The organism is Roseibium sp. ROS1 (assembly GCF_054658215.1).
Window position 1 is genome coordinate 387074 of sequence record NZ_BAAGIG010000001.1, and the last position, 26868, is coordinate 413941.

The following is a 26868-nucleotide window of genomic DNA, read 5'->3' on the forward strand; positions in this document are numbered from 1 at the left end:
TAAAACAATCTGTTGCCTTTTGAGGCTGCAGGCCGGGAATTGAGCCCTTCGGGCTCGCAGGGAGGATCGATGTCGCGACTTCGCGATTCCGTCACCATTGATGACGTGGCGCGCCATGTGGGCGTTGCGAAAGGAACCGTGTCGCGGGTCCTCAACAATTACACCGATATTTCCGAAGCCACCCGCAAACGTATCCTCAAGGCTGTTCAGGATCTGGGCTATCAGCCGTCGGCCACCGCGCGCAATCTGAAGCGCGGACGTCAGGACACGCTCGGCATCGTCATCCCCGTGGGTCACGGCAGTGGAGCGGATCCGTTCCTGTCCGAATTCATCGACGGCATCGCAAGAGCTCTCGACGAACTGGGGCTGGACCTTCTGGTGACCACTGCCCATTCACGCGAACACATGATCGAGACCGTGAAGCGGCTGATCGCCAGGCGCAAGGTGGACGGTTTCATCGTCACCCGAACGGAAGTGGACGATCCGCGCATCGCCTATTTGCGGGAACAGAATTTTCCATTCGTCGCCCATGGCCGCACGCGCGATCCGGCAGGCTATGCCTGGTTCGATATCGATAACGAGGCGGCCTTTGCCGATGGCGTTCGCCACCTCTACAGCCTCGGACATGAGCGGATCGGGTTCATCGGCGGTCCGATGGAACTCAACTTCGCGCTTCAGCGCCGCAACGGGTACAGGCAGGGTCTGGAGGCCCTGGGCCTTGCGCATGATCCGGCATTGGAAAATCTTCAGCCGCTCAGCGAAAAAGGCGGCTTTGCAGGGGCCGAGGCGCTGTTGTCGCTGGAGGCGCCGCCAACCGCACTTTTGTGCGTGACCGACGCCCTTGCCATCGGAGCGGTGCAGTACTGCCGCAAGTTCGGTCTGAAGGTCGGCTCCGACGTTACCGTCGTCGGCTATGACGGCCTGCCGGTGGGCGAATATCTGGACCCGCCGCTGACGACCTTTTCGCAAAGCGCCCAGGAAGCAGGCGGCAGGGTTGCCCGCATGCTTATCGATGTTCTGGACGGCAAGAACCCCACGGATCTGCAGGCCCTTGCCAAGGCAAACCTGATCCGGCGCGCCTCGGATGGCGCTCCGGCAAATTCATCGGAGGCGCTTGCAAGCGCGCTCCGCGACCGGCTGAACCAACAGCCACATTCCGGCAGGAAGGGAGAGTAATATGTTTGGGAGGACAACATTCCTGGCCTCGACCATCGCGGGCGTTCTGACGCTCGGTCTGACGGCCGCACAGGCCGAGACGTTGCGGTTCTGGACGACTGAAGAACAACCGGAACGCCTGGCCAAGCAGGAAGAAATGGCCGCCGCGTTCAAGGAAAAGACAGGCATCGAGGTGGACGTCATTCCGGTGACGGAATCCGATCTCGGCACGCGTGCCACGGCAGCCTTTGCCGCCGGCGATCTGCCGGATGTCATCTATCACACGCTGCAATACGCGCTGCCCTGGGCCGAAGCAGGCATCCTGGATACGGAAGCTGCGACCGAAGTGTTTGAAAAACTGGGTGCCGGCACATTCGCGCCGGGCGCGGTTGCCATGGCTGCCGTTGAAGACGGTGTCGCCTCCGTGCCTGTGGACGGCTGGACCCAGATGGTGATCTACCGCAAGGACCTCTTTGAGGAAAACGGCCTTGCCGCTCCGGACAGCTACGAAGACATTCTGGCGGCCGTCGAAAAACTGCATAACCCGCCTGAAATGTTCGGCTTCGTCGCCGCGACCAAGGTTGACGAGAACTTCATGAGCCAGGTGCTGGAGCACGTGCTTCTGGCCAATGGTGTCAGCCCTGTCGGTGACGACGGTTTCAAGCCGCTGGACGAGAAGAAGACCGTCGAAGCGCTGGAGTTCTACAAGGCCATCGCCAAGGCATCGCCTCCCGGAGACCTCTTCTGGAAGCAGTCGCGCGAGCTTTATTTTGCTGGCAAAGCAGCCATGATCATCTGGTCGCCGTTCATCCTGGATGAGCTTGCCGGCCTGCGTGACAGCGCTCCGCCGACCATCACCGACGATCCGACTTCCACGGAACTTGCTTCCAAGACCGGTGTTGTCACCACCTTGAGCGGCCCGTCCAATCCAGATGGGGCAGCCTGGGCCGACATCCGCTACTTCGGCATCACCAATGACGCGGACACGGAAGCGGCGATGCAGTTCGTCGAGTTCTCCATGGATGACGGCTACCTGTCGACCCTGTCGATCGCGCCGGAAGGCAAGTTCCCGATCCGTCGTGGTTCAGCCGACAACGCGACCGAATTCGTCGATGGCTGGGCAAAGCTCCCGGTGGGTGTCGACCGCAAGGCGCCGCTGACCGATCTCTACGATGCCGACACCATCAAGACCATCGTCTCCGGTCTCGACACCGCCAGCCGCTGGGGCGTCAAGGAAGGCCAGCTCTCGCTTGCCTCCAAGATGATCAACAGCCAGGTGATGAACCGTCTGGTGCGTGAATACATCGACGACGAACGCGATGCTGCGGCAACCGTTGCCAAGCTCAACGAGGAACTGGCCAAGATCCAGTAACGCCTTTCCACCCCTCAAGACCCCACGAGGGGGTGGGAAAGCCCGCACATAACAGCCCGGACCGGGCGTCTGTCGGATGCCCGGTCCTTCCCAATCTCCTGCCGCTGAATTGCCGGCAGCCGAGATGGGCTCCAGACAGTTGCCGGTTGGGACTTGTCGGTCGCCAACGGCAGAACGGGATCTAGACCCCGGGCGGAAACATGAACACCAAAACCGAAGCTGACGCTTCCTCAGGGCCGCCGAAAGGCATCGGTCCGATGCAGCGGCGTGAAATGTGGCTGGCGTATCTGATGCTGGCGCCGACATTTGCCATCATCCTGATGATTGTTGCCGGACCGCTGCTTGCCAATTTCTGGATCAGTGTGAAGCCGGTTCAGCTTGCCGACCTGCGGCCGCCGACCGTGCTCGTCAACGAACGGGTTCGTGGCCGGCCAAAAGCACCAGGCGACGAGGCCCGGCTGGAATACCGGCTGCGCAATTCGTCTCAGGACGAGGAAGTCCGCAACGTGACGCTGAGCGATGTGGTGCCCGATGGCTTCACGGTGACTTCGCATTCCGAAAACTGTTCGCTCAATGGCGCCGCGCTGACGTGCGATCTTGGAACCGTAGCGCCTGGCTGGCGCGGAGACGTCGAACTGGTTGGAACCGTGTCGCAGGGGTTTCTGGATGCAAACCGTCCCGAACGTGCGAGCGAGCCGGTTATTTCGGGCGAAGCCAACAATGTGCTGACCAACTTCGAATTCACGTTCGAGAACTTCAGCCGGATCTTCAGCGCGGACGAGTTCTGGTCAGTGCTGCGCATTACGTTCTACTACACCATCTTCGGGACGGGTGGCGCGTTGGTGCTGGGTCTCTTTGCGGCGCAGCTCCTGAACACGACCTTCCCCGGTCGCGGTGTCCTGCGGGGCCTGTTCCTGTTTCCCTACGTCTCGCCGGTGATCGCGGTTGCCTTTACCTGGGTCGTTCTGTTCGACCCGTTTTCCGGCACGCTCAACGCGCTGCTGACCAAAATGGGCGTTGTCGCCGATCCGATCAATTTCTTTGGCCAGAGAGCGATCGAGTTTTCCGTTCTCGGCATTCCGATGGAGTTTCCGCTGGCGCTGACGACGGTGATTGCCTTCGAGGCCTGGCGTTACTTCCCGCTGTCTTTCCTGTTCATCCTGGCGCGCATGCAGTCGATCAACACGGACATGTATGAAGCTGCCGAAATGGACGGGGCAACGCCGCTACAACAGTTCTGGTACCTGTCGCTGCCGCAACTGATGGGGATCCTCTCGGTCCTGTTCCTGCTGCGCTTCATCTGGACCTTCAACAAGTTCGACGACATCTTCCTTCTGACCGGCGGCAACGCGGGCACGCGTACGCTGACCGTCGATGTCTATGAGCAGGGATTTGCCCTGTCCAATCTCGGCGCCGGTGCGGCCGTTGCCGTGGTCGTCTTTGTCGTCCTTGTCACCTTCGCCACTTTGTTCATCCGCTTTTCGCCGAAGGAGGAAGGGCTATGAGACCCGGCAGTATCGTTCTCGCGGCGCTGACCGGCCTGATCTGGGGCGTCACTGCCATGGTGGTCATCGGTGTCACGCTGACACTGGTGACCGGCGATGTGGCGCAACCGCAGGCAACGGCGGCGGGTCTTGCAGGGCTTGTCAGTGCTCTGGTTCTGGTCTGGAGGCAGTCGACCGGGGGCGCTGGAGCCATGGCGGACAGGGGGCTTTGTGCTGCCGTCCTGTTCGTCGTCCTGATGGTGGCTTCCTTCGCGGCGCCCTTCGGTCTGTCGCTTGGTCAGCACTCCTTGTGGCAGGGACTTGGTCTGGTGATGTTTGTCGCCGGCGTTACCGTTGCCAATGCGATCTGCCTCGGTGGGGCCCGGCTTGGTGCCATGTCGCGCTACGAGCGTGAGGTTGTCTATATTCGCATCGCGAAGGGCGTCGGCTTCGTCGTCTTCTCGATCATTGTCGCCTTGCCGTTCTACGTCATGATCATGACCTCGCTCAAAAGTCAGCAGGCACTGCTGGCCAATCCGCTGGACCTGTCGATCGACGTCAGTCAGGGCATCAGCGGGCTTTTCCGGTCCTATGTCGAGCTTTTCACCCAGTTCAACTTCGGCCGTTACCTGATGGTGTCCGCCTTCGTGTCGGTGGCAACCGTCGTGCTGACATTGCTGTTCTCGGTGCCGGGCGCCTATGCCGTGTCGCGGCTGCGGTTTCCGGGGCAGGCATTCCTGGCCCGCTCCGTGCTGCTCATCTACATGGTGCCGGCGATCGTGCTGGTGATCCCGCTCTATGCGGTGTTCTCGCAGCTTGGCCTGCGCAACACGCTCACCGGTCTTCTGATCGTCTATCCGGCAACCACCATCCCGGTCGCGCTCTACATGCTGCAGGGCTACTTTCGCGGTCTGCCGTCGGAGCTGGAGGAAGCCGGACTGATGGACGGGCTGTCGCGCATCGGCGTGATCCTCAAGATCACCCTGCCGCTGTCCCTTCCGGCGCTGGCCTCCGTTTCGCTTTACGTCTTCATGATCGCCTGGAACGAGTTCCTGTTCGCGTTCATGTTCCTGGATGATCCGGACATCTTCACGCTGTCGCGCGGAGTGGTGTCCCTCAATTCCTCCGAGGTGCCACGTCAGCATCTCATGGCGGGCGCGGTAATTGCGACCGTGCCCGTCCTTTTCATTTTCCTGTGGTTCGAACGTTTCCTTGTCCAGGGCCTGACGGCCGGCAGCGTCAAGGGTTGAACGATCAAGAGAAGGGGCTCTGAAGAGCCCGAGGGAGTACGCTGTGGCACACGCAGATCTAGACCAGGCGGCAAAGGCCATCCTGACCGAAAACGACCAGGGCGGGTACACGATCCCGACGAAGGGTCTTTATCCGTACCAGTGGAACTGGGATTCCGTCTTTGTCGCCCTGGGGTTTGCGGAATTCGACCAGGACCGGGCCTGGCAGGAAATCGAGATGCTGTTCCAGGGTCAGTGGCGCGACGGAATGGTGCCGCACATCCTGTTTCGCAAGGACGATCCGAGCTATTTTCCCGGACCGGGCGTGTGGGGAACCGACGGCGGTCCGATCCCGAGTTCCGGTCATTCCCAGCCGCCGGTGGCCGCGTCCGTCGTCCATAGCCTGGTGGAGGCTGACCGGACCGGCAAGGCACTGGAGCGGGCGAAGGCCTTGTTGCCGAAACTGATGGCCTGGCATCGCTGGTATCTTGCCTATCGCGACCCGAAAAACCTTGGTGTCATTGCCGTCATTCACCCCTGGGAATCCGGCCGAGACAACCTGCCGGACTGGGACGAGGCGCTGCGGGCGGTCGAGGTCAAGGACATTGGTCCTTATGAGCGGAAGGACACCTCTCATGTCGATCCGGCCATGCGGCCGCACAAGGAGGACTACGACCGTTATCTCAGCATTGTCGCTGCTTGCCGAAAGGTAGGCTGGGATCCGGAAAAAGTCGCCGAAACCTGCCCGTTCTTCGTTGCCGACCCAGGCGTTACCTTCATCTTCCTGCGCGCCAACCGGGATCTTCTCGCGCTGGCCGAAAAACTCGGTATGAGTGCGGAAGCCGACGAGATCCGAGGGTGGATCGCGGCGATGGAAAAAGGCAGCCGGACGCTTTGGAATGATGAGGTCAAGGCACATGTCGCTTTTGACGAGCGTCGCGGCAAGCAGACAGATGGCATCTCCAGTGCTTCCTTCCTGGCGCTCTATGCCGGGCTCCATGATCCGCAGACCCTTGGTGCGCTTCAGGGACATTTCGACAGGATCGCGGAGCGGGTCGAATACCTGATGCCGTCCTATGATCCCGATCACCGCAGTTACGAGCCTTTGCGGTATTGGCGCGGACCGGTGTGGGCGATGATCAATTACATGATCGCGAAAGGTTTCGCCGAAGCAGGCGATGCCGTCCGGGCCGAACGACTGCGCGCCGACACCGCGCGGCTGATCGAAACCGGGGGCTTTGCGGAGTATTTTAGCCCGGAAACGGGCGCAGGAGCAGGTGGCGGATCGTTCTCCTGGACGTCGGCCATCTGGCTGACCTGGGCTTCGCCTTCACACGCCGAGCAGGCAGCTTAAGGGGGACGCGATGGGAGCGATCCAGCTCAACAAGGTTGAAAAGTGGTTCGGCAACCTGCAGGTCATCAAGGGCATCGACCTCAACATCAAGGATGGCGAATTTGTCATCTTTGTCGGACCGTCCGGCTGCGGGAAGTCGACACTGTTGCGTCTGATCTCAGGGCTTGAGGAAACCAGCCGTGGTGCTATCGAAATCGATGGCAAGGACGTGACTGCACTGCCGCCATCGGGGCGGGGACTGTCGATGGTCTTCCAGTCCTACGCGCTTTACCCGCATATGTCGGTGCGCGAGAACGTCGGTTTCGGTCTGAAGACGGCAGGCTTTCCCAAGGCGGAGATCGACCGCAAGGTGAATGCGGCTGCTGAAGTGCTGAAGCTGGACGAATATCTCGACCGGCGCCCCAAGGCGCTTTCGGGGGGGCAGCGCCAGCGGGTGGCCATCGGCCGCGCCATTGTTCGCGAGCCAAGTGCCTTCCTGTTCGATGAGCCGTTGTCGAACCTGGACGCAGCGCTTCGCGTTGAAATGCGTTTTGAGGTCGCCCGGCTCCACAAGAGCCTCGGCACCACCATGATCTACGTGACACACGATCAGGTGGAAGCCATGACGCTGGCCGACAAGATCGTGGTGTTGCAGGCCGGCAGGATCGAACAGGTCGGATCACCGCGCGAACTTTATGAGCGGCCGGACAATCTGTTCGTGGCACAGTTCATCGGTTCGCCGAAGATGAACGTGTTGCCCTGTTCACTCGAAGAAGGACGGTTTTCGCTGCGCGGGCATGGCGGCGGTCCTTATCCGTATGCCGGCAGCGGGCAAACACCGGTTAAACTCGGCATCCGTCCGGAGCACATCAGCCTTGCAACGCCGGGCGAGGGGCATTGCACCGGGACGGTGGAAGTGGCCGAGTATCTGGGTGCAGACACCTTCCTTTACGTGGCGCTCGACGGGCTTGAAACGATCCTGGTGCGCATCAGCGGTGCCGAAGACGTGGAGGAGGGCACTCGTGTTGGTCTGACTTTCGACGAGAGCCGCCTGCATTTCTTCGACGGCGAAGACAAGGCCATCCGCTAAGACTGTCTGTCGGAATGAACCCGGCCTTTTCGGCAGGTTCAGTTCCGGCAGAGCACCAGCACGGTGTATCGAGAAGCCTCCTCGTCGATCCGGGTCGGGCTCTTGATGTTGGTGATGGTGTTGTAGGAAGGCGCCAGGCCGAGATCTTCCATGAACTCCGCCATCAGCTTGCCCCTGACCGCGAAATTCACGTTTTCCGGCAGGTCACCGGCCAGTTTGAGCGTTTTGAACTTGTCTAGACGAGACACAACGGTGCCGACAACAGCCCCCGTCCTGTCCAGAACCGGGCCACCTGAATTGCCCGGCTGTACCGGTGCTGTCAGCATGAAATGGCGGCTGTCGCCCTTGACGCCTGCCAGCGACGAGATCATGCCGGGAGTGAAGTTCAGGTTGTTGTCCAGGATCTGGGCAAAGGGATAGCCGATCACGAAAATCTCCTCTCCGCGAACGATCGGCTGTTTTGAGCGGAACTGCGCAACATGATCCGACTTGCCGCTGTCGAGCTGCAGGATCGCGAGGTCGTTTTCCGTGTCCGCCTTCACCAGCCTCGCGGTACCGTGGCCTGGAATATCCAGCGAGCGGCAGTTGCCGACCACATGCGCATTGGTGCCGATGTGGCCTTCGCTCGTCAGGAAATAGCCGCTGCCGGAGGAGGAGGTCTTGCGGCCGATAATATCCTTGCGTGCTCCCTTGGGAAGCGGATCGCTGCTGTTGTCCTCTTCCAGAACCTGCAGGCCGGGAGCTGATGTAACCGCGTCCAGTTTCTCCTCATCCGTTCCGTCGTAAAACGTCATGCTGTTCGACATGGCAACTGCCACGCGGTCCATGAAGACGGCATGGCGTGCCTGCCAGGCAAGCGAAAAGCCGCGGCTGTCCGAAGAGGTCTTCATCATGCGCAGGTAGAAATCACGTCCATCCTGCCGACCGGAGACGACGAAGTAGTCATTCCGGAATTGCTTGTGCTCCACGGTCCGCCCGTCGCTGGTATCGGTCAGACGCTTGTAGAGGGCCGCGTAGTCGGTTTCTTCCGCCGAAACCTGCAGGGTTTCCAGTTCGATGCTGTTGTCGTAGGCCCGCCAGAGGTGCCCGCGCGGCGTCTGGGTGGACGGTTCGAAGAGCTTGCCGGGAACGCCGAGCTGCAATCCGGAAACGGCGTCCTTGTAGGTTTCAAAACCGACCCGTTCGACAAGGTCGAGGCCATCGCGCTGGAGGATCTGCATCTGCTCGTCGTCGAGCACACCGTTCGGGGTGAAGTCCCGGTGCTTCTGGAAAGTTGTGAGCGCGTTGTAGGTGAGCCTGCCGAAGGTTCCGTCCACCTGTGAGGCGTAGTCTCCCGTAAAGACCAGCAGGAACTGGATCCGGACCCGTTCTCGCCAGTCCCTGCCATGGAACCAGTCCTTGGACTGATCGTAACCTGCCTGCACGGTGCCGGCTGATACCAGCAAAAACACGATGGCATGAAGAAACGAACGCATAACCAGCTCCCCTTGGTCGCGTTCCACATTTTAGCAAAACGGCGATGATGGAAACAGGCTCGCCCTGCTCAGTCGGGGATATCTCGCGATAAAATTCCGGAGGCGGTGTTCAGATGGAGCGGCCTGAAAAACCATGTTTCAAAGCGGAACAACATCGACCTTGTGATCGGTGGATTGGGACCCTGACGTGCGCAACACGCCTTTCACCGGTGCCGCGTCTCCGTAGTCGCGGCCATGCGCGACAACGATGTGATCCTGTCCGACCCTGAGAGCATTGGTGGGGTCATATTCGATCCAGCCTATCTCGATGCCGCACCAGGCCCTGACCCAGGCGTGCATGGCATCCGCACCTTCCAGCCGTTCCTGGCCTTCCGGGGGAATGGTCCGGAGAAAGCCGCTGACGTAGCCTGCCGGAATGCCGATGCTTCTGAGGCATGCGATCATGATGTGCGAAAAATCCTGACAGACGCCATGACGCCGCTCGAACGCCTCGATGGCCGGAGTATCGACTGTTGTGGCCTCGGCATCGAAACGCATATCCGTGTTCAAGGCCTTGCCGATGGCTTCGACGGCGGAAATCGTGCTCATGCCCGGGACGACATGGTCCTGCGCATAGACTGCAAATGCGGGGTCGAGGGGCAGGCGCGGCGAGGCGGAAAGAAAATGGACCGGCGCCCTGGGGGCAAGAGACTGAACGCCGGAGAGCTCCCTTGCCAGGGCGTGCAATGGCGGTGAAATGTCGAGTTCTTCCGGCACCGCTGTTCTGTCGATACGGGCCTTCAGCTTGAAACTGAGTTCGCTGTGGCTGCGCCGGTAGGCAACGTCGGTGACAGAATTGCCGAAGAAGTCCGTCCGGTCGTGACGCTCAGAAGGGCCAGGCACGATATGGATCTGCCCCGCCATCAGCTTCTGCTCGCCGGGAATGGTCGCCGGCATCAGCCGGAGCGCATGATGTCCGTAGTTGGCCGGGCTGGCATAGTCGTAGGTGATTTCAAGCGTTACATCGTAATGCACGGGCGCCTCGCGTCGGGCGTGTCGGGTGAAAGCGACCGTCCGTTACCGGATATAGGCATCGGTCAGCTCCACGGAGAGATAGGAGATCTGATCGCGAAGATCGGCAAGAGAAGCCGGTGTCAGGGTCTCCGGGGTGGCGATTGCCAGAAGTGTGTGAACCTGCAGGACGGAGCGGGCCAGCTCCGAAAGATGCCCGTTTTCCGTCGCGTTGGGCAGCACGCCGATATGGTCTTTCATGTCGGTCAGCTGGTAGAGCACCGCGCGCGGGTTCTTGGTGTCCATCGCCAAAAGGTCCAGCACGGTGGCATGGCTGAGAGAGACCGCATAACGCCGACTCATGGACATGGCGCTGTCGCCAACCTCAAGCAGCAGTTCAAGAGAGCCTTCCGGGGCGTCTTCGTCGGTAAAGACCGACAGGAGATCAGCCATCCGGTGGGCGCGTTCCAGTGCACGGCCGATGGACAGGAAACGCCAGCCGATAAACCTGTACATGTTTTCATGCACAAGACCTGAAAAGCCGGTGATCTTGCGCAGCAGCAGGCCCATGGCTCTGGTAACGTCGGCATTGTCGCGCATCGTGCGCTTGGCGCCGTTCGCGGCCTGGGCAAGGTCGTTCAGCGCCAGCCAGCCATCGACGGAAAACCGGTCGCGTACCTTTGCAGCGCTGGCGACGGCCGATTGCAGCATGTCGCACAGGCCATCGGGAACCGGCTCGACAGGCGCCATGCCGATCTTGTCCAGATATTCCGCCGTCAATGCCACAAGCGGGGCTTCCGGGTCCGCCGTTTCCATCAAACGGGCATGATAGGCACGCAGCAGCCGCACCGCGCCTTCCGCACGCTCCACGTAGCGACCGAGCCAGAACAGATTGTCGGCTGCGCGCGATGGCAGGGAACCGGTCTGTGATTTGAAGAACGGCGATTCCGTCTGGTGGAGCAAGGTTTCCTTGTGCGGCTTCTGACCGCCGACGATCCACACATCGGCCGCCGATCCGCCTGCCTGCATGGCGATCGCACTTGCATCTTCCGTTTGTCCGATCCGGGCAAAGCCACCAGCCATGACTTCCCAGCCGTTGGTCGTTCGGGCCAGGAAGACGCGCAGACTCATCGGCCGGGGAACCAGAAGCCCGTTGTCATAGGCAGGTGTCGTCGACAGGGTCACGGCTTCCTGCCCGACCAGCTTATCGCTCTTGCTATCGATCCAGGTTTCCAGAATGCCCTTGTGGAACTTGTCGAAATCCTTGCCGATAAAATCGGTATGGGAGGACGTGAAAGGCAGTGCGGTCGACAGCGCGGGGCTGAACATCATGCCTTCCGCATTTTCCTTAACGTAGGCTTTCGTTCCCTCTTCACCGCACCACCAGGTCGCGACGTTCGGCAGCTTCAGCGGCTCGCCGAGCAGGTGTTCGCTGATGCGCGGCAGAAAGGCAAGGAGCGCGCGCGTCTCCAGAATGCCGGTGCCGAGCGCGTTGATCATGGTGACTGCGCCGCTGCGGACCGCCTGAACAAGACCCGGTGTGCCGATGTGAGAGGTTTCGTTCAATTCCACCGGATCGGCCCAGGCGGCATCAAGGCGCCGCCAGAGAACGCTGACGGGCCTCAGTCCGGCGACCGTGCGTACCATCAGCTTGCCGTTTTCAACGGTCAGGTCCTCACCTTCCAGCAGCATGAAGCCGAGATAGCGGGCGATGTAGGCATGCTCGAAATAGGTGTCGTTCAGCGGGCCTGGTGTCAGGATCGAAACGCGGCTTTCGCTTTCTCCGCGCAGCTCGACCAGGTGGTCGCGGAACCGCCGGAAAAACCCGGCGAGCCGATGGACATTGGCACGGGCGAAGAACTCGTTGAAGACGCGTCCGGTTGCGACCCGGTTTTCCAGTGCGAAGCCGGCACCGGAAGGCGCCTGTGCCCTGTCGGACAGAACCCACCAGGTTCCGTCCGGCCCGCGGCCGATCTCAAACGACAGGAAATGCAGAAAATGTCCGGATTTCGGCTTGATGCCCACCAGCGGACGCTGCCACTCCGGGCTTTGCGCAATCAGGCTTGCCGGAAGATAGCCGTTGGACACCAGCCTGTTGTCGCCATAAAGATCGGCGACAACCTGTTCCAGAAGTTCGGCGCGCTGGGTCAGGCCGTCTGCAATCACCTGCCAGTCGTCCTGGCTGATGATCACCGGAATATGGCTCAACGGCCATTCCCGCTCGTTCGCCCCGTCCTGCCCGTATTGACGGAAATAGACCCCGGCATCGTTCAGATACTGATTGCCGCGTGCGAAACGCTCGGTGATTTCCTCCGGCGTCAGAGCGCTCAGATGCTCTAGAAACGGCCGCCAGACCGGTCTTACCCGGCCATCAGGGAAGAGCAGCTCGTCCGAAACATCCGGAAAGGGACGATAGGCCTTCAAGAGGCCGTAGCGAAGCGCTCCGGGTTCTGCGTTTTCGTCCAAGCTCATGCATCGTTTCCAGTCGGCGGGGCTGCCGGTTCGTCAGACATTCTGCGGTCTGCGCAGGTCCAACGTCAACGGAAACTCCGGATGCGGCCATTCAAGCCCCGGAAGATAGAGCCCCGGCGTATGGCCGTGCGGCTCGAACCTTGCAAGGCGGCGGGCTTCTGCCTCGTTCCCGTTGACAGGAAACGTGTCATAGTTCCGTCCGCCCGGATGAGCAACATGATAGACGCAGCCACCAAGGGCCCGGCCGCTCCAGCGATCGAAGATATCGAAGGTCAGCGGGGCGTCGACCGGATGCACCGGGTGCAGCGCCATGGCCGGTTGCCAGGCCTTGTAACGGACACCGGCAACCGAAACGCCGTTGGTCTCGGTTTTCCTGAGCGGCAAGGTCCGCCGGTTACAGGTGACGGCGTAGCGATCCGGATCGCTGGTGGTGAGCTTAACCTGCAGACGTTCGGTTGAGCTGTCCGTATAGCGCACCGTGCCACCGATGGCGCCGGTCTCGCCCAGTACGTGCCAGGGTTCCAGCGCCTGTCGAAGTTCAAGGTGAACACCATCGACCTCGAGTTCTCCGCAGAAGGGGAAGCGGAATTCGGCCTGGGCTTCGAACCAGTCCGGACGCATCTGAAAACCGTGATGCTCCAGATCGCCCAGGACGTCGAGAAAATCGGTCCAGACATAATGCGGCAGCATGAACCGGTCGTGCAGGGCCGTGCCCCAACGGGTCAGGTTGCCGGACAGTGGCTGCTGCCACAGGCGCGCAATGAGCGCCCTGAGCAACAGCTGCTGGGCAAGGCTCATGCGCGGGTCCGGCGGCATTTCGAAGCCACGAAACTCGACGAGGCCCAGCCGTCCTGTCGGGCCGTCGGGGGAATAGAGCTTGTCGATGCAGATTTCCGCCCGGTGGGTGTTGCCGGTGACATCCACCAGAAGGTTGCGCAGCAACCGGTCAACCAGCCAGGGGAACGGCGTTGCCCCTTCATGAGGGCGGTGGATCTGTGACAGCGCGACTTCCAACTCGTAAAGGCCGTCATGACGGGCCTCATCGACGCGCGGAGCCTGCGAGGTCGGGCCGATGAAGAGGCCGGAGAACAGGTAGGACAGGCTTGGATGGCGCTGCCAGTGCAGGATCAGGCTGCGCAGGAGATCAGGCCGGCGCAGGAACGGACTGTCGAGCGGAGTCGCGCCGCCAACTACCACGTGGTTGCCGCCGCCGGTGCCCGTGTGCTTGCCGTCGATCATGAACTTGTCGGCACCGAGCCGCGACTGCCGGGCTTCTTCATAGACGCCTTCGGTGATCGCGACACATTCCTGCCAGCTGGATGCCGGATGGATGTTGACCTCGATGACGCCCGGATCCGGTGCAACGCGGATGACATTCATGCGCGGGTCGGGCGGGGGCGGATATCCTTCGATATGAACCGGCAGGTTCAAGTCAGCCGCGGCAGATTCCGCCACCGAAATGAGTTCCAGATAGTCCTCGATCCGTTCCACCGGCGGCATGAAAACGCAAAGACGTCCGTCGCGAGCTTCCACCGACAGCGCTGTTCTGACCGATGCCCCGCCAAATTCGTCGTCCGTCAGGGTTTGTTCCCGCCGGTCCTGCTGGCCTTCGCTGGCGGTGAAATGGGCAACATCCTGCCTGCGGTCAGCGCGCGGGCCCGCAGGAAACTCCGGCAACGGATCGCGCGGGACGGTCGGATCGGCGATATTGGTGTAGGGATATTGGGCCGGTGGGACATGGGGCAGGGATTCCAGCGGCAGGCGGTAGCCGACAGGGCTGTCTCCGGGTACGAGGAACAGCGCATCACGGCGCAGCTTCCAGCGTTCGGATCGCCAGCGGTGTCCGCCGGCCTTCGATTGCCAGCGCTGGATCGGCAGCACATGTCCGGCAGGTTCGGTCAGCCCGCGGTCGAAGACACGGGCAATACGATGCCGGGCCTCGGCATCCTCCAGCTTGGAATTTTTCGGGGTGACATTTTCCGGAAGGTTGGCTTCCTTCACCAGCCACACCGCCGGGTCTTCATAGGCGGCCACGACGTGGTCCGGGTCGATTTCCAGCTTCGTTGCGATCTCCTGCAGCAGCGCTGCGGCCTGATCTGCGCTGGCCTTGGTATCGTCGCCTTCTTCCGCGATCAAATCCGGATCATGCCAGATCGGTTTTTCGTCGCGGCGCCAGTAAAGCGAGAAAGTCCAGCGGGGCAGGGTTTCACCCGGGTACCATTTCCCCTGGCCGTAATGCAGGAACCCTCCAGGGGCAAAGCGTTCACGCAGCCGGCGGATCAGAATGTCCGCCTTCTGGCGTTTGGTCGGGCCGACCGCGTCGGTGTTCCATTCTGCGGCTTCGAAATCATCGATCGAGACGAAGGTGGGTTCACCGCCCATGGTCAGGCGGACGTCCTCCTGCGACAGGATCCGGTCGACCTTGGTGCCGAGCTGATTGAGTGCCGACCAGGCATCGTCGGAAAACGGCTTGGTGATGCGCGGATGTTCGGCGACGCGGGCCACCTTCATGTCGAAGGCAAAGTCGACCTCCGCCTTGCTTGCCATGCCGACAATCGGGGCGGCGTTGACGTAATGCGGCGTCGCGGCCAGCGGAATGTGGCTTTCGCCTGCCAGAAGGCCGGAGGTCGGATCGAGCCCGATCCAGCCTGCACCCGGCAGGAAGACTTCGGCCCAGGCATGCAGATCGGTGAAATCGTGATCGGTGCCGGAGGGGCCGTCCAGTGCTTCCAGATCCGGCTTCAACTGGATGAGATATCCGGAGACAAACCTTGCGGCAAAACCGAGATGGCGCAGCGCCTGCACCAGCAGCCAGGTGGAATCGCGACAGGACCCGGTTCCTTTCTCGAAGGTTTCTTCCGGTGTCTGTACGCCAGGCTCCATGCGTATGACATAATTGACGGTCTGGGAGACCTTGGCGTTCAGCCCGACGATGAAGTCGACGGTTCTCTGGCGATCCTTCGGGACCGTTTCCAGGAACGCGGTCATGTGCGGGCCGGTCGGGTCGAGGCGACGGTAAATCTGAAGATCTTCGCGAAGTTCCGGCGGATAGTCGAAGGGCCATTCCTCCGCGCTCTCCTCGATGAAGAAATCGAAGGGATTGTAGACGGCCATGTCGGCGACCAGATCCACTTCGATCTTGAATTCGCGTACAGGCTCGGGAAACACGAAGCGGGACAGCCAGTTGCCGTAGGGGTCCTGCTGGTGATTGACGAAGTGTCCTTCGGGCGAAACCTTCAACGAGTGAGACAGGACCCGGGTGCGGCTGTGAGGGGCCGGCCGCAAGCGGATAATCTGCGGGCTTAAGGTAACCGGACGGTCGTATCGGTAATGGGTCAGGTGATAAATGCTTGCACGAATTGACATTTACAGGGCCCCGGTATTTGTCCGTTTCAAAGCGCGAGTGTCAGGTTTTCACAAAATCAAACGCATAACCACGTCTTTCTGTAGGCAGTTTCGCCTCACGAATGGGCTGCAAGCATCTTGTGAAAGGAGAAGACCGGAAATCAGGTGAAATCTCGTGTCGCCGGTCAGGGTTCGTTAAACACGATGCAATCCTTCAGGCGAAGCCGGCTCTGACGAGCGCTTTTCCTGTGCTAATTTCGGATTGATTAACACAATCGGATCAAGGTGCCGGCTGCCAGCGAACGGCCAGCAGGCAGCAGCTCTGTTGCGGCCGGGTTTCAGGCAGGAATGCCTCAGGAGCCGGTTTCTGGCAATCTTTGGATATGCGCCAATAAAATGTGCGTAAGTGGTTGCCACTTCTGCAGAACATATGTGTGGTGGCTAATATGACGCCGGGGGTATGACCAGGCACTGTTTCGGTGCGATCGGCCGGCCCCACGTCAAGGTTCCGTTCGGCTTTCGAACATTCAACCGGTGCTGCGGTGGATGTTCGTGATCTGAAGCGGGGCCGTTCTTGCGTGAAGAGCTGCAAGACGGGTCGGGCAAGGATGAAGAGCGAAGGATAATGATGATCGTCAGACTGCTGTGCATGGTGTGGTTCTGGGTGGCAGCCGGCGTGGTCCAGGCGGCGGATTTCCGCGTGACCTTCATCAATCCGGGTGGCGAGACCGGTTTCTGGGGTGACGTGTCCAGAACCATGATGGCGGCTGCTGCCGATCTGAACGTCGACCTGGAAATCCTGCACGCCGATCGGCGTCCCTACGGTATGGAAGAGCTTCTCAGCCTCCGGCTGGAACAGGGGGAGTTGCCGGACTATTTCATTCTGGTCAACGAGAACCAGGCGGCTGCCCGCCTGATGCAGCTTATGGAGGGCAGGGAGAGCAAGGTTCTTTTCCTGCTCAACAAACTGACGCCGAAGCAACGGGCCGACCTGGAACGCAGGAACATCGATCTTCATGGTATTATCGCCTCGGTCGTTCCGGACAATGAAACGGCCGGTTACGAGATGGCACAGTCGTTGTTTGCCGAAGCGCGGCGGCTCAACCCGGAGGCAGGGGAAATCCGGTTGCTGTCCCTGACTGGCGATTCAACCACCCCTGCCGGATTGCAGCGGGAACTCGGCATGTTGCGGGCTGTGGCAGACAACAGCGACGTCAAACTGGTCCATGCCATTCCGGTCGACTGGAGCGAGGAACTTGCTTTCGCGCGGACGAAAAGCGTTTTGAACCGCACGCGAATTGACGTCGTCTGGGGTGCGAACGATGACATTGCTTTCGGTGCACAGCGTGCTGCAACCGACGTAGGGCTGACCATCGGCAAGGATATATTGTTCGCCGGGTTGAACTGGTCGAACCGCGGCATGAACGCGGTACGGTCCAACGAACTGACCATGACTCATGGCGGGCATTTCTTTGCAGGTGCCTGGGCGATCGTGATGCTGAGGGATCATTTCTTCAGAAGTGTTCAGGGTGAAGTCTTCGTCGATGTCGTGTTCAAGATGTCGCCGATCACCGCGCAGAACGTCGAGCTATATCTCAGCAGGCTTGGTGACGGGAATTGGGACAAGATCGACTTTGCCCGTTTCTGCAAGTCGTCTTCCAATCATAGCCACTACGATTTTTCAGCTGACGCCATTCTGGAAGCTGCCGGCAGTTGACCGGCGTGCCGGCTGGACGTGGACGGCTGTTGTTTCTTTTCTCGTAACACTTTGAATTCTCACCTATCCAAGTCTGCTATCCGGACGGTATAGATGCCTTGGAAGGGCCATTTGAAGAGCCCAGCGGGAGAGAGCCATGAGCGACGAAGCCGAACCGGGCAAAGCCTATAATCCGGAAACGGAAGGCGCCGAGATGCGCTTTGCGGACAAGATGTCCTATGGCGACTATCTGGGGCTGACGCAGATTCTGAATGCACAGGCCCCCTTGTCGGACGCCTCCGACGAACTGCTTTTCATCATTCAGCACCAGACGTCGGAATTGTGGATGAAGCTCATGCTGCATGAGCTGAACGCCGCTCGCGATTCCATTGCCGATGATCACATGCCGCAGGCGATGAAGCTTCTTGCCCGGGTCAGCCGGATCATGGAGCAACTGAATTCTGCCTGGGATGTGCTGCGGACAATGACGCCGAGCGACTATACCCAGTTCCGGGATGCCCTCGGCATGTCCTCGGGCTTCCAGTCGCTGCAGTACCGGCTGATCGAATATGCGCTGGGCAACCGGAACACGGCAATGATCCGGCCGCACGAGCACGACGCGCATAGCGTTGCCCTGCTGAATGCGGAGCTGGCCCGCCCCAGCCTTTACCAGGTCGTGCTGGCCTTTGCCCGCCGCCAGGGTCTCGATGTGCCGGAGGACGCCATTGCGGTACCTGCATCTGCTCCGCATCTTGAAGTTCCCCAGATCATGACGCTCTGGCAGAAGGTTTACCGGGATCCGTCCGCCCATTGGGCCCTTTACGAGGTCGGTGAGAAACTGGTTGATCTGGAAGACTACTTCCGCCGCTGGCGCTTCAATCATGTCACCACCGTGGAACGGGTGATCGGCTTCAAACGTGGCACCGGCGGAACAGGCGGCGTCAGTTACCTGAAGCGCATGCTGGAAGTCGAACTCTTCCCCGAGCTCTGGCATGTGCGCACGGCGCTCTGAAACAGACTGCGTCTCGTCATTCTTGGACGAATTGCATGTTTGCCATCGGCGTTTGTGCCGATAGAGTGTCGTTTCAAGAGCCCCGCAAGCGGGCTCAAGGGACTGAAGAGGGGATTTCCTATGTTGAAACAATTTGCTGCGGCCGCCAGCCTGGTGGCCATTCTGGCGGGAGCGGCACAGGCCGAACCCGTCAAGGTCGGCATGATCACGACCCTGTCCGGCGGTGGTGCAGGTCTTGGCATCGATGCACGTGACGGCTTCATGCTGGCGGTCAAACAGGCCGGCAACAAGGACCTGGAAGTGATCATCGAAGACGACCAGCGCAAGCCGGACGTCGCGGTTCAGCTTGCCGACAAGATGATCCAGTCGGACAAGGTCGACGTCTTGACCGGCATTATCTGGTCGAACCTGGCCATGGCCGTCGTGCCGTCTGTCACGGCCCAGGGCAAGTTCTATCTGTCACCGAACGCCGGTCCGTCCGCTCTGGCCGGCAAGGGCTGCCATCCGAACTATTTCAGTGTTGCCTATCAGAACGACAACCTGCATGAGGCCGCAGGCGCCTACGCCAAGGAAGCCGGTTTCAAGAAGAGTTTCATCCTCGCGCCGAACTATCCGGCCGGCAAGGATTCGCTGACCGGATACAAGCGCTACTACGACGGTGAACTGGCGGGTGAAATCTACACCAAGCTGGGCCAGACCGACTATGCGGCCGAGATTGCCCAGATCCGCGCATCGGGCGCCGATAGCGTGTTCTTCTTCCTGCCTGGCGGCATGGGTATTTCCTTCCTGAAGCAATATGCCGACAGCGGCGTCGGCCTTCCGGTCGTTGGTCCGGCCTTTTCCTTTGATCAGGGTATCCTGCAGGCAGTCGGGGATGCTGCGCTGGGCGTGAAGAACACGAGCCAGTGGAGCAAGGATATCGACAACGATGCCAACAAAGCCTTCGTTGAAAGCTTCCAGGCTGAATACGGTCGCCTGCCGTCGCTTTATGCGGCCCAGGGCTTCGACACGGCCAATCTGCTGCTGTCGGCCATGGCCAAGGCGGATGTGACGGACGCAGACGGCTTCCGCGCAGCGCTTGAAGCAGCTGACTTCCCGTCCGTGCGCGGCAAGTTCAGCTTCGGCCCGAACCATCATCCGATCCAGGACATCTATGTTCGCGAGGTGATCAAGGAAGGTGATGTCTACACCAACAAGATCGTCGGAACGGCCCTGACCGATCACGGTGATGCCTATTCAGCCGAGTGCAAGATGTAAGACCCGGCGGGTTCTCCAAGCTTTGCGAAAGGCGCAGTCTCCGGGCTGCGCCTTTTTCTTTTTTGAAATCGTGGGGCTTCCGGGTCCCGGCTCGCAGGAAGTATGGGGCTGGGTTCAATTACCTTTGCCGGCGAAATTACTCCTCTCCTAACTTCGGTCTTTCCAGGGCTTGCCCCTGTAATCCGCACCTTGACCATGCCAGCCGGGGCTGCGTTTTGGCCCAAGGGCAACGGCATGGATCCCATGGTCGAGCCACGGGATGACGGGGAGCGAGTGGGAGAATAGAGGGCATGGATACGGCGATGCTTTGCCCAGCGTCCGTCATTGCAGGGCTTGACCCTGTAATCCATGCCGTGACCTCAGCGAACGGAGACGGCGTGATCTGAAGCGAGCTACTTCCCGAACACACCTGTATCGATCATCTGCTGGAACATTTCTTCCATGGAGGTTTTCATCGGTCTGTAGGTTACGCCAAGGGCGCGTTTGCTTTTGGAATTGTCGGCGCGCCATTTCACGTCGACGTTGTTGGTGACGAATTTCCGTGAAATACCGCCGACGATCGGCCCGACCAGCCAGACGATCCATTTGGGTAGCGACTGGCGAGGCACCGGATAACGATCGCCGTATTTCTCGATCAAGGCCTTGCCGAGTTCCAGAATGTTGGTGTCGTGGCCGGAGATGATATGCCGTCCCTCGGCCTCTTCCCGGAAGCCGGCCTCCATGTGTGCCCTGGCAAGGTCACGCACATCCACGACGCCAAGGCCAAGTTTCGGAGCGCCCCGTTTCATGGTGCCGTCGCCCATCTGGCGGACGATGTTGAAACTTTCGGATGTCGGCCTGTCGTTAAGGGCCGGACCGATCACCAGCGACGGATTGACGGTGACCAGCTCGAAGCGATCTTGAGCCCTGGCGATCTTCCAGGCTTCCTGTTCCGCAAGCGTCTTGGAATAGCTGTAGGGCTGGTATTCGAGAGAGGCGGTGGTGTTCCAGACCTCCTCCGTCAGTTTGCCACCCGGGGCTTTTAAGCAGTCGACTGCATCCGTGTAGATGGCCGCGCAGGAACTGGTGACGACCACGCGTTTGACACTTGCAGTCCGCGCGGCGGTTTCCAAAACGCTCCGTGTGCCTTTCACTGCGGGCTCGATCAGTTCTCTCTGCGGGTCCTTGACCGATGTGGTGAAAGGGGAGGCCGTGTGGAAGACGATGGCACAGCCTGCCATCGCCTCGGCGTAGGAACCTTCCTCCAGCAGGTCGGCCCTGAAAAAACGCAAGGTGCCCGGAGATCCGGCCGCAATCTCCTGAAGGTGTGCGACCTTGTTCTTGCGGTCCGGGTCACGGACAGCAGCGTGCACCGTAATTCCGGCATCGAGCAATTCCTTCACCAGCCAGCCGGCAACATAGCCCGTGGCACCCGTTACCAAGACCGGTGCATCGGTGGAAAAAGAGGTCATCGGATCGGGTCATCCTTCCTTTGAAGGCCGCTCTTGCGCCGGCAGCTTGTCCAAGCAGTGAGATAGCCGCTGGATGGTGTGCGTCAACACAGGAATTTTTTCTGCCATAGATGCCCGTCCAGCAGCCAATGGGCGACAGACGATCGTGAAGACCTGCCCGGCGGACGTCGTATCCGGGGTGCAGACAGGCTGGGGACACGGGCGAGCAGGTCACGCTGCAGTGCAAAGTCAGTATTCGGATTTCGTTTTGCGATGCAAAACGAACCTCAATAGAAGTATGATGTAGAAAAATATGAAAGACTCGAAACCCGATTTCGTGCTACATCTGATGTCAAAATTGTGCCACACTGACGGTGCTGGTCGACAGGCGACCGGGTTTTCGGGTCGGGTTCAGGGGTCGCTCCTGTTCTTGAAAAGCCTTTGAAACCAATGTTTTGACACTCGTTTGAGTAGGCTTGATTATCTACTAAAAATTTAGTTTGACAACATGGCGATGCTGTGACCATCTATTCGTAGCCGGTTAATGACGGCGTTTAATATCTCACGGGAGGAGATGCAGATGCGTAAGTATCTACTCACCGCAGTCGCAGCTGGTGCTGTGCTTGCGGGGGCAGGGTCCGCTTTTGCCGATGAAGCAGCGGCGCAAAAGTGGATCGACCAGGAATTCCAGCCATCCGTTCTGTCAAAAGATGAGCAGCTTGCAGAAATGCAGTGGTTCATCAATGCGGCCGAACCGTTCAAGGGCATGGAAATCAACGTCTTGTCCGAAGGCATTCCGACGCACTCCTATGAGTCGGAAGTTCTGACCAAGGCCTTCGAAGAAATCACCGGTATCAAGGTCAATCACCAGATCCTCGGCGAAGGGGAAGTGGTGCAGGCCGTGCAGACCCAGATGCAGACCGGCCGGAACCTCTATGACGCCTATGTCAACGACTCCGACCTGATCGGCACCCATTCCCGTCTGCAGCTCGCCTACAACCTGACCGACTGGATGAACGGCGACGCCAAGGATGTCACCAACCCGGGCCTCGACCTGGAAGACTTCATGGGCACCCAGTTCACGACCGGCCCGGACGGCGACCTCTATCAGTTGCCTGACCAGCAGTTCGCGAACCTCTACTGGTTCCGCAAGGACTGGTTCGACCGTGAAGACCTGAAGGCAGCCTTCAAGGAAAAATACGGGTATGAACTCGGCGTGCCGGTCAACTGGTCCGCATATGAGGACATCGCCGAATTCTTCACCAAGGACGTCAAGGAAGTCGACGGCGTCCAGATCTATGGTCACATGGACTACGGCAAGCGCGCACCGGATCTCGGCTGGCGCATGACCGATGCCTGGCTGTCCATGGCGGGTGCGGGCGACAAGGGCGAGCCGAACGGCGTACCGGTTGACGAGTGGGGCATCCGCATGGAAGCCGGTACCTGTAACCCGGTTGGCGCTTCGGTTTCCCGCGGTGGTGCTGCAAACGGCCCGGCGGCCGTCTACGCGATCCGCAAGTGGGACGAATGGCTGCGCAACTACGCGCCTCCGGGTGCTGCCAGCTTCGACTTCTATCAGTCCCTGCCGGCTCTCAGCCAGGGCAACGTTGCCCAGCAGATCTTCTGGTACACCGCGTTCACCGCGGACATGGTGAAGCCGAAGTCCGAAGGCAACAACACGGTTGACGACGAAGGCACGCCGCTGTGGCGCATGGCTCCGAGCCCCCATGGTCCTTACTGGGAAGAAGGCCAGAAGGTCGGCTACCAGGACGTGGGTTCCTGGACCATCCTGAACTCCACTCCGGTGGATCGTGCGAAAGCAGCCTGGCTCTATGCCCAGTTCGTGGTTTCCAAGACGGTTGACGTGAAGAAGAGCCATGTCGGTCTCACCTTCATTCGCGACAGTACCGTGCGTCACGAGTCCTTCACCGAGCGTTCTCCGAAGCTCGGCGGCCTGGTCGAGTTCTATCGCTCGCCGGACCGTGTTGCCTGGTCCCCGACCGGCATCAACGTTCCGGACTATCCGAAGCTGGCCCAGATCTGGTGGCAGCAGATCGGTGACGTGAACTCCGGCGCGTTCACGCCGCAGGAAGCCATGGATCGTCTGGCACAGGAAATGGACATCGTCATGGCCCGCATGCAGCAGGCTGACGAGCGCGCCAACGTCTACGGTGGCTGCGGTCCGCGTCTGAACGAAGAGTCGGATCCGCAAGAATGGCTGAACAAGCCGGGCGCACCGAAGGCAAAGCTCGAAAACGAGAAGCCGCAGGGCCAGACCGTGAACTACGACGAGCTGGTCGCACGCTGGGCTGAAAAGTAAACCTGAGCGCGACGTGCAAGGGCATCGTGTCTGCCATGCAGAACATGATGCCCGGGCACCCATCACCCAACAAACCGGACCGGGGCGTCTCCCCGGTCCACCACCGATCCGAAGCGACAGGGCGCGAAATCGATGTTTCGCCACTTGCACCTGTCCGGACGCGGGCGAAAAATAAATGTCTCTAGAACTTAAGAACGTCAGCAAGCGCGTTGCAGGCATCACCCATGTCAAGGAAACGAGCCTGACGCTGCATCCCGGTCACTTCAATGTTCTGCTTGGGGAAACCGGCTCGGGCAAGACCTCGCTGATCAAGCTGATGGCTGGTCTCGACAGCCTGGCGACAGGGCAGATCGTGCTCAATGGCAAGGACGTGTCCCGCCTGTCCGCGCAAAAGCGCAACATCAGCCTGGTGCACCAGTTTTTCGTCAACTACCCGCATATGTCTGTCTTCGACAACATCGCCTCGCCGCTGAAGGTTGCAGGTGTTGCCAGGTCGGAGATCGAAGGCCGGGTGGAAGAAGCGGCCAAGCTGATGAAGCTGAACCCGTATCTCAACCGCAAGCCGCATGAACTGTCGGGTGGCCAGCAGCAGCGCACCGCGCTGGCGCGGGCCATCGTCAAGGAAAGCGATGCGGTCTTCCTCGACGAACCGCTCGCCAACCTCGACTACAAGCTGCGCGAGGAACTGCGCGACCAGCTTCCGGAACTTTTTGCAGGCCGCGGCGCGGTCGTCGTCTACGCAACGTCCGAACCTGAAGAGGCCCTTCTTCTGGGAGGGCATACGGCCCTCATGACCGACGGCAACGTGGTGCAGTTCGGCCCGACCGCCGACATCTATCGCAAGCCGAAGGATCTGGACGCAGCCAAGGTGTTCTCCAACCCGCCGATCAATGTCGCTCCGGTGACCAAGCGCGGTGACCTGGTGATCCTGAACGAGGTCACGAGCTGGCAGGCCACAGGTGCTGCGTCGGGACTTCAAGATGGCACCTACACCCTTGCCATCCGGCCCAATCACGTGATGCCGGTGGCAAGTGCGCATCATACCGTGAAGCTTGACGGACACGTACTGGTGACGGAGCTCAGCGGTTCGGAAAGCAGTGCCCATTTCGACATGGACGGCAACGCCTGGGTCTCTCTGTCACCCGGTGTTCATCCCTATTCCGTCGGCGAGGTCCACACTTTCTACCTGGATCCGAGCCATTGTTTCTTCTTTGCGCCTGACGGCCAGCTGGTCGCCTGAGGAGAGGACATCATGGCACAAATCAAACTCTCCAATCTGCGTCACAGTTACCAACCCAATCCGGCGAGCGATGCGGATTACGCCCTGAAGAAGATCGACCTGACGTGGGATGACGGCGGCGCCTATGCCCTGCTTGGCCCGTCGGGTTGCGGCAAGTCCACGCTGCTGAACATCATTTCCGGCCTGCTGGTGCCTTCTGAAGGCAAGATCCTGTTCAACGATCAGGACGTTACCTCGCTGCCGCCGGCAAAGCGCAATATCGCGCAGGTGTTCCAGTTTCCGGTCATCTACGACACGATGACCGTCTACGACAATCTGGCCTTTCCGCTCAGAAACCGCGGGCGGGACGAGGACACGGTCAAGCGCCGGGTCGCCGCGATCGCCGAAATGCTGGAAGTCAGCGACATGCTGAAGGTCCGGGCGGCAAATCTTTCGCCGGACAACAAGCAGAAGATCTCCATGGGCCGCGGCCTCATCCGCGAGGACGTCAACGTCGTCATGTTCGACGAGCCTCTGACGGTGATCGACCCGCATCTGAAATGGAAGCTGCGATCCAAGCTGAAAGAGCTTCATCAGCGGGTCAAGGCGACCATGATCTACGTGACGCACGACCAGACCGAAGCGCTGACCTTTGCCGACCAGGTGGTGGTGATGCAGGACGGTGAAGTCGTGCAGATCGGGACGCCAGTGGAGTTGTTCGAACGTCCGGCCCACACTTTCGTCGGTCACTTCATCGGCTCTCCGGGAATGAACGTCCTGCCCTGCGACGTCCAGAACGGGGCCGCGTTCTTCCGCGGTGAAAAGGTCGCGCTGGAAGGCCCGGTGACTGCCGCCGGCGACGGCACGGCGGAGATCGGCGTCCGTCCGGAATTCGTCAAGGTGTCTGCCGACGGTGCAGGCATTGCGGCGAAGGTCCGCAAGGTTGCCGATATCGGCCGCCACAAGGTGGTTGAGGCGATCGCTCATGACATGCGTATCAACGCCATTCTGGAGGGCGAGGCGCCCAATGCCGGAGACGACGTGATGCTCGACTTCAAACAATCCCAGACGCGTCTCTACAAGGACGGCTGGCTGGCGAGCCAGCCTGAGGGAGGGGCCCGATGAAAACGCAAAATCAACGTGCCTGGTTCTTCGTAACCCCGGTGCTCATTCTTGTCGCCTTCAACGCGCTCATCCCGATGATGACCGTGGTGAACTACTCCGTTCAGGAAACCTTCGGCGACAACCTGTTCTTCTGGCAGGGTCTGGACTGGTTCGAGCAGGTGCTTCGCTCGGAGCGCTTTCACAATGCGCTCGGACGGCAGTTCCTGTTCACTTTCCTGATCCTGATTATCGAGGTGCCGCTTGGCGTCGCCATTGCGCTGTCCATGCCCAAGAAGGGCTTCTGGGTGCCGTTCTGCCTCGTCACCATGGCCTTGCCGATGCTGATCCCGTGGAACGTGGTCGGCGCGATGTGGAACATCTTCACCCTGCCGGACATCGGTCTGCTCGGTTACTTCCTGAACCACACCCTGGGCATCTCCTATGACATGACCCAGAACCCGATTGCTGCCTGGGTGACGATCATCGTCATGGATGTCTGGCACTGGACATCGCTGGTGGTGCTCCTGGCCTATGCCGGTCTGGTTTCGATCCCGAACGCCTACTATCAGGCGGCGGAAATCGACGGAGCCTCCCGGTGGGCGGTGTTCCGCTTCATCCAGTTGCCGAAGATGAAAACGGTGCTGACCATTGCCGTGCTGCTGCGCTTCATGGACAGCTTCAACATCTATACGGAGCCTTTCGTGCTGACGGGCGGTGGTCCGGGCAACTCCACGACGCTGCTCTCGATTGATCTTGTGAAGATCGCGCTGGGTCAGTTCGACCTTGGACCGGCAGCCGCCATGTCCCTCATCTACTTCGCCATCACGTTGTTCGCCTCCTGGCTGTTCTACACGCTGATGACGATGAACGATAACAAGTCCTGAG

18 protein-coding genes are annotated in these 26868 nt (G+C 60.2%); 13 read left to right on the plus strand and 5 right to left on the minus strand.

The window, feature by feature from the left end; all coding sequences use genetic code 11:
• The first annotated feature begins 69 nt into the window (after nt 1-69).
• From ACYQ6M_RS01690 to ACYQ6M_RS01715, 6 genes are all read left to right on the plus strand, one after another.
• Entirely contained in the window at nt 70-1176 is a 1107-nt protein-coding gene (locus tag ACYQ6M_RS01690; protein ID WP_023003050.1) for a LacI family DNA-binding transcriptional regulator, read from the plus strand.
• A 1-nt stretch (nt 1177) separates the two neighbouring features.
• Complete coding sequence (locus ACYQ6M_RS01695) at nt 1178-2527, plus strand: ABC transporter substrate-binding protein (RefSeq protein ID WP_055656322.1); 1350 nt, start codon at nt 1178-1180, stop codon at nt 2525-2527.
• A gap of 200 nt (nt 2528-2727) precedes the next feature.
• Entirely contained in the window at nt 2728-4032 is a 1305-nt protein-coding gene (locus ACYQ6M_RS01700) for a carbohydrate ABC transporter permease (RefSeq protein ID WP_023003052.1), read from the plus strand.
• Nucleotides 4029-5261 carry a carbohydrate ABC transporter permease gene (locus ACYQ6M_RS01705; protein WP_460071761.1) on the plus strand — a complete coding sequence of 411 codons (1233 nt, stop codon included), beginning with the start codon at nt 4029-4031 and terminating at the stop codon, nt 5259-5261. Before ACYQ6M_RS01700 ends, ACYQ6M_RS01705 begins: the two co-directional genes overlap by 4 nt.
• Before the next feature lie 43 nt (nt 5262-5304).
• On the plus strand, nt 5305-6594 hold the full coding sequence (locus ACYQ6M_RS01710) for an MGH1-like glycoside hydrolase domain-containing protein (RefSeq protein WP_055656315.1): 1290 nt from the start codon (nt 5305-5307) through the stop codon (nt 6592-6594).
• Nucleotides 6595-6604: 10 nt separating this feature from the next.
• Nucleotides 6605-7663, plus strand: coding sequence for an ABC transporter ATP-binding protein (locus ACYQ6M_RS01715; RefSeq protein WP_460071764.1), 1059 nt, complete (start codon nt 6605-6607; stop codon nt 7661-7663).
• Nucleotides 7664-7701: 38 nt separating this feature from the next.
• Here the strand turns inward: ACYQ6M_RS01715 and ACYQ6M_RS01720 are convergent, their stop codons facing one another.
• From ACYQ6M_RS01720 to ACYQ6M_RS01735, 4 genes are all read right to left on the minus strand, one after another.
• Complete coding sequence (locus ACYQ6M_RS01720; RefSeq protein ID WP_460071766.1) at nt 7702-9138, minus strand: trypsin-like peptidase domain-containing protein; 1437 nt, start codon at nt 9136-9138, stop codon at nt 7702-7704.
• A 138-nt stretch (nt 9139-9276) separates the two neighbouring features.
• On the minus strand, nt 9277-10152 hold the full coding sequence (locus tag ACYQ6M_RS01725; RefSeq protein ID WP_460071768.1) for a transglutaminase family protein: 876 nt from the start codon (nt 10150-10152) through the stop codon (nt 9277-9279).
• A gap of 42 nt (nt 10153-10194) precedes the next feature.
• Entirely contained in the window at nt 10195-12600 is a 2406-nt protein-coding gene (locus tag ACYQ6M_RS01730; protein ID WP_460071770.1) for a circularly permuted type 2 ATP-grasp protein, read from the minus strand.
• A 33-nt stretch (nt 12601-12633) separates the two neighbouring features.
• On the minus strand, nt 12634-15966 hold the full coding sequence (locus ACYQ6M_RS01735; protein WP_460071772.1) for a transglutaminase family protein: 3333 nt from the start codon (nt 15964-15966) through the stop codon (nt 12634-12636).
• A 604-nt stretch (nt 15967-16570) separates the two neighbouring features.
• Between ACYQ6M_RS01735 and ACYQ6M_RS01740 the strand changes: the two genes are divergently transcribed.
• The 3 genes from ACYQ6M_RS01740 to ACYQ6M_RS01750 all read left to right on the plus strand — a co-directional run bounded on the left by ACYQ6M_RS01740 (nt 16571) and on the right by ACYQ6M_RS01750 (nt 19910).
• Nucleotides 16571-17662, plus strand: coding sequence for an ABC transporter substrate-binding protein (locus tag ACYQ6M_RS01740; RefSeq protein ID WP_460071774.1), 1092 nt, complete (start codon nt 16571-16573; stop codon nt 17660-17662).
• Nucleotides 17663-17798: 136 nt separating this feature from the next.
• On the plus strand, nt 17799-18653 hold the full coding sequence (kynA, locus tag ACYQ6M_RS01745) for a tryptophan 2,3-dioxygenase (protein ID WP_460071776.1): 855 nt from the start codon (nt 17799-17801) through the stop codon (nt 18651-18653).
• A gap of 120 nt (nt 18654-18773) precedes the next feature.
• Complete coding sequence (locus ACYQ6M_RS01750; protein WP_055656303.1) at nt 18774-19910, plus strand: ABC transporter substrate-binding protein; 1137 nt, start codon at nt 18774-18776, stop codon at nt 19908-19910.
• A 392-nt stretch (nt 19911-20302) separates the two neighbouring features.
• Here ACYQ6M_RS01750 and ACYQ6M_RS01755 read toward each other — a convergent pair whose 3' ends face one another.
• Entirely contained in the window at nt 20303-21361 is a 1059-nt protein-coding gene (locus ACYQ6M_RS01755) for an NAD-dependent epimerase/dehydratase family protein (protein ID WP_460071778.1), read from the minus strand.
• Nucleotides 21362-21920: 559 nt separating this feature from the next.
• On the opposite strand from ACYQ6M_RS01755, the gene ACYQ6M_RS01760 reads away from it, so the two are divergent.
• The 4 genes from ACYQ6M_RS01760 to ACYQ6M_RS01775 all read left to right on the plus strand — a co-directional run bounded on the left by ACYQ6M_RS01760 (nt 21921) and on the right by ACYQ6M_RS01775 (nt 26867).
• Complete coding sequence (locus ACYQ6M_RS01760; RefSeq protein WP_031270305.1) at nt 21921-23660, plus strand: ABC transporter substrate-binding protein; 1740 nt, start codon at nt 21921-21923, stop codon at nt 23658-23660.
• A 175-nt stretch (nt 23661-23835) separates the two neighbouring features.
• Nucleotides 23836-24900, plus strand: coding sequence for an ABC transporter ATP-binding protein (locus tag ACYQ6M_RS01765; RefSeq protein WP_460071780.1), 1065 nt, complete (start codon nt 23836-23838; stop codon nt 24898-24900).
• Between the two features lie 12 nt (nt 24901-24912).
• Complete coding sequence (locus tag ACYQ6M_RS01770) at nt 24913-26004, plus strand: ABC transporter ATP-binding protein (RefSeq protein WP_062487254.1); 1092 nt, start codon at nt 24913-24915, stop codon at nt 26002-26004.
• Nucleotides 26001-26867, plus strand: a complete 867-nt coding sequence (locus tag ACYQ6M_RS01775) for a carbohydrate ABC transporter permease (RefSeq protein WP_023003068.1) — start codon at nt 26001-26003, stop codon at nt 26865-26867. Before ACYQ6M_RS01770 ends, ACYQ6M_RS01775 begins: the two co-directional genes overlap by 4 nt.
• Nucleotide 26868 lies beyond the last annotated feature (1 nt).

Coding starts and splice junctions, on each gene's coding strand:
- ACYQ6M_RS01775 (WP_023003068.1), top strand. CDS start 26,001: ATGAAAACGCAAAATCAACGTGCCTGGTTCTTCGTAACCCCGGTGCTC.
- ACYQ6M_RS01765 (WP_460071780.1), top strand. CDS start 23,836: ATGTCTCTAGAACTTAAGAACGTCAGCAAGCGCGTTGCAGGCATCACC.
- ACYQ6M_RS01755 (WP_460071778.1), bottom strand. CDS start 21,361: ATGACCTCTTTTTCCACCGATGCACCGGTCTTGGTAACGGGTGCCACG.
- ACYQ6M_RS01695 (WP_055656322.1), top strand. CDS start 1,178: ATGTTTGGGAGGACAACATTCCTGGCCTCGACCATCGCGGGCGTTCTG.
- ACYQ6M_RS01760 (WP_031270305.1), top strand. CDS start 21,921: ATGCGTAAGTATCTACTCACCGCAGTCGCAGCTGGTGCTGTGCTTGCG.
- ACYQ6M_RS01705 (WP_460071761.1), top strand. CDS start 4,029: ATGAGACCCGGCAGTATCGTTCTCGCGGCGCTGACCGGCCTGATCTGG.
- kynA (WP_460071776.1), top strand. CDS start 17,799: ATGAGCGACGAAGCCGAACCGGGCAAAGCCTATAATCCGGAAACGGAA.
- ACYQ6M_RS01730 (WP_460071770.1), bottom strand. CDS start 12,600: ATGAGCTTGGACGAAAACGCAGAACCCGGAGCGCTTCGCTACGGCCTC.
- ACYQ6M_RS01770 (WP_062487254.1), top strand. CDS start 24,913: ATGGCACAAATCAAACTCTCCAATCTGCGTCACAGTTACCAACCCAAT.
- ACYQ6M_RS01715 (WP_460071764.1), top strand. CDS start 6,605: ATGGGAGCGATCCAGCTCAACAAGGTTGAAAAGTGGTTCGGCAACCTG.
- ACYQ6M_RS01700 (WP_023003052.1), top strand. CDS start 2,728: ATGAACACCAAAACCGAAGCTGACGCTTCCTCAGGGCCGCCGAAAGGC.
- ACYQ6M_RS01740 (WP_460071774.1), top strand. CDS start 16,571: ATGATGATCGTCAGACTGCTGTGCATGGTGTGGTTCTGGGTGGCAGCC.
- ACYQ6M_RS01720 (WP_460071766.1), bottom strand. CDS start 9,138: ATGCGTTCGTTTCTTCATGCCATCGTGTTTTTGCTGGTATCAGCCGGC.
- ACYQ6M_RS01735 (WP_460071772.1), bottom strand. CDS start 15,966: ATGTCAATTCGTGCAAGCATTTATCACCTGACCCATTACCGATACGAC.
- ACYQ6M_RS01690 (WP_023003050.1), top strand. CDS start 70: ATGTCGCGACTTCGCGATTCCGTCACCATTGATGACGTGGCGCGCCAT.
- ACYQ6M_RS01750 (WP_055656303.1), top strand. CDS start 18,774: ATGTTGAAACAATTTGCTGCGGCCGCCAGCCTGGTGGCCATTCTGGCG.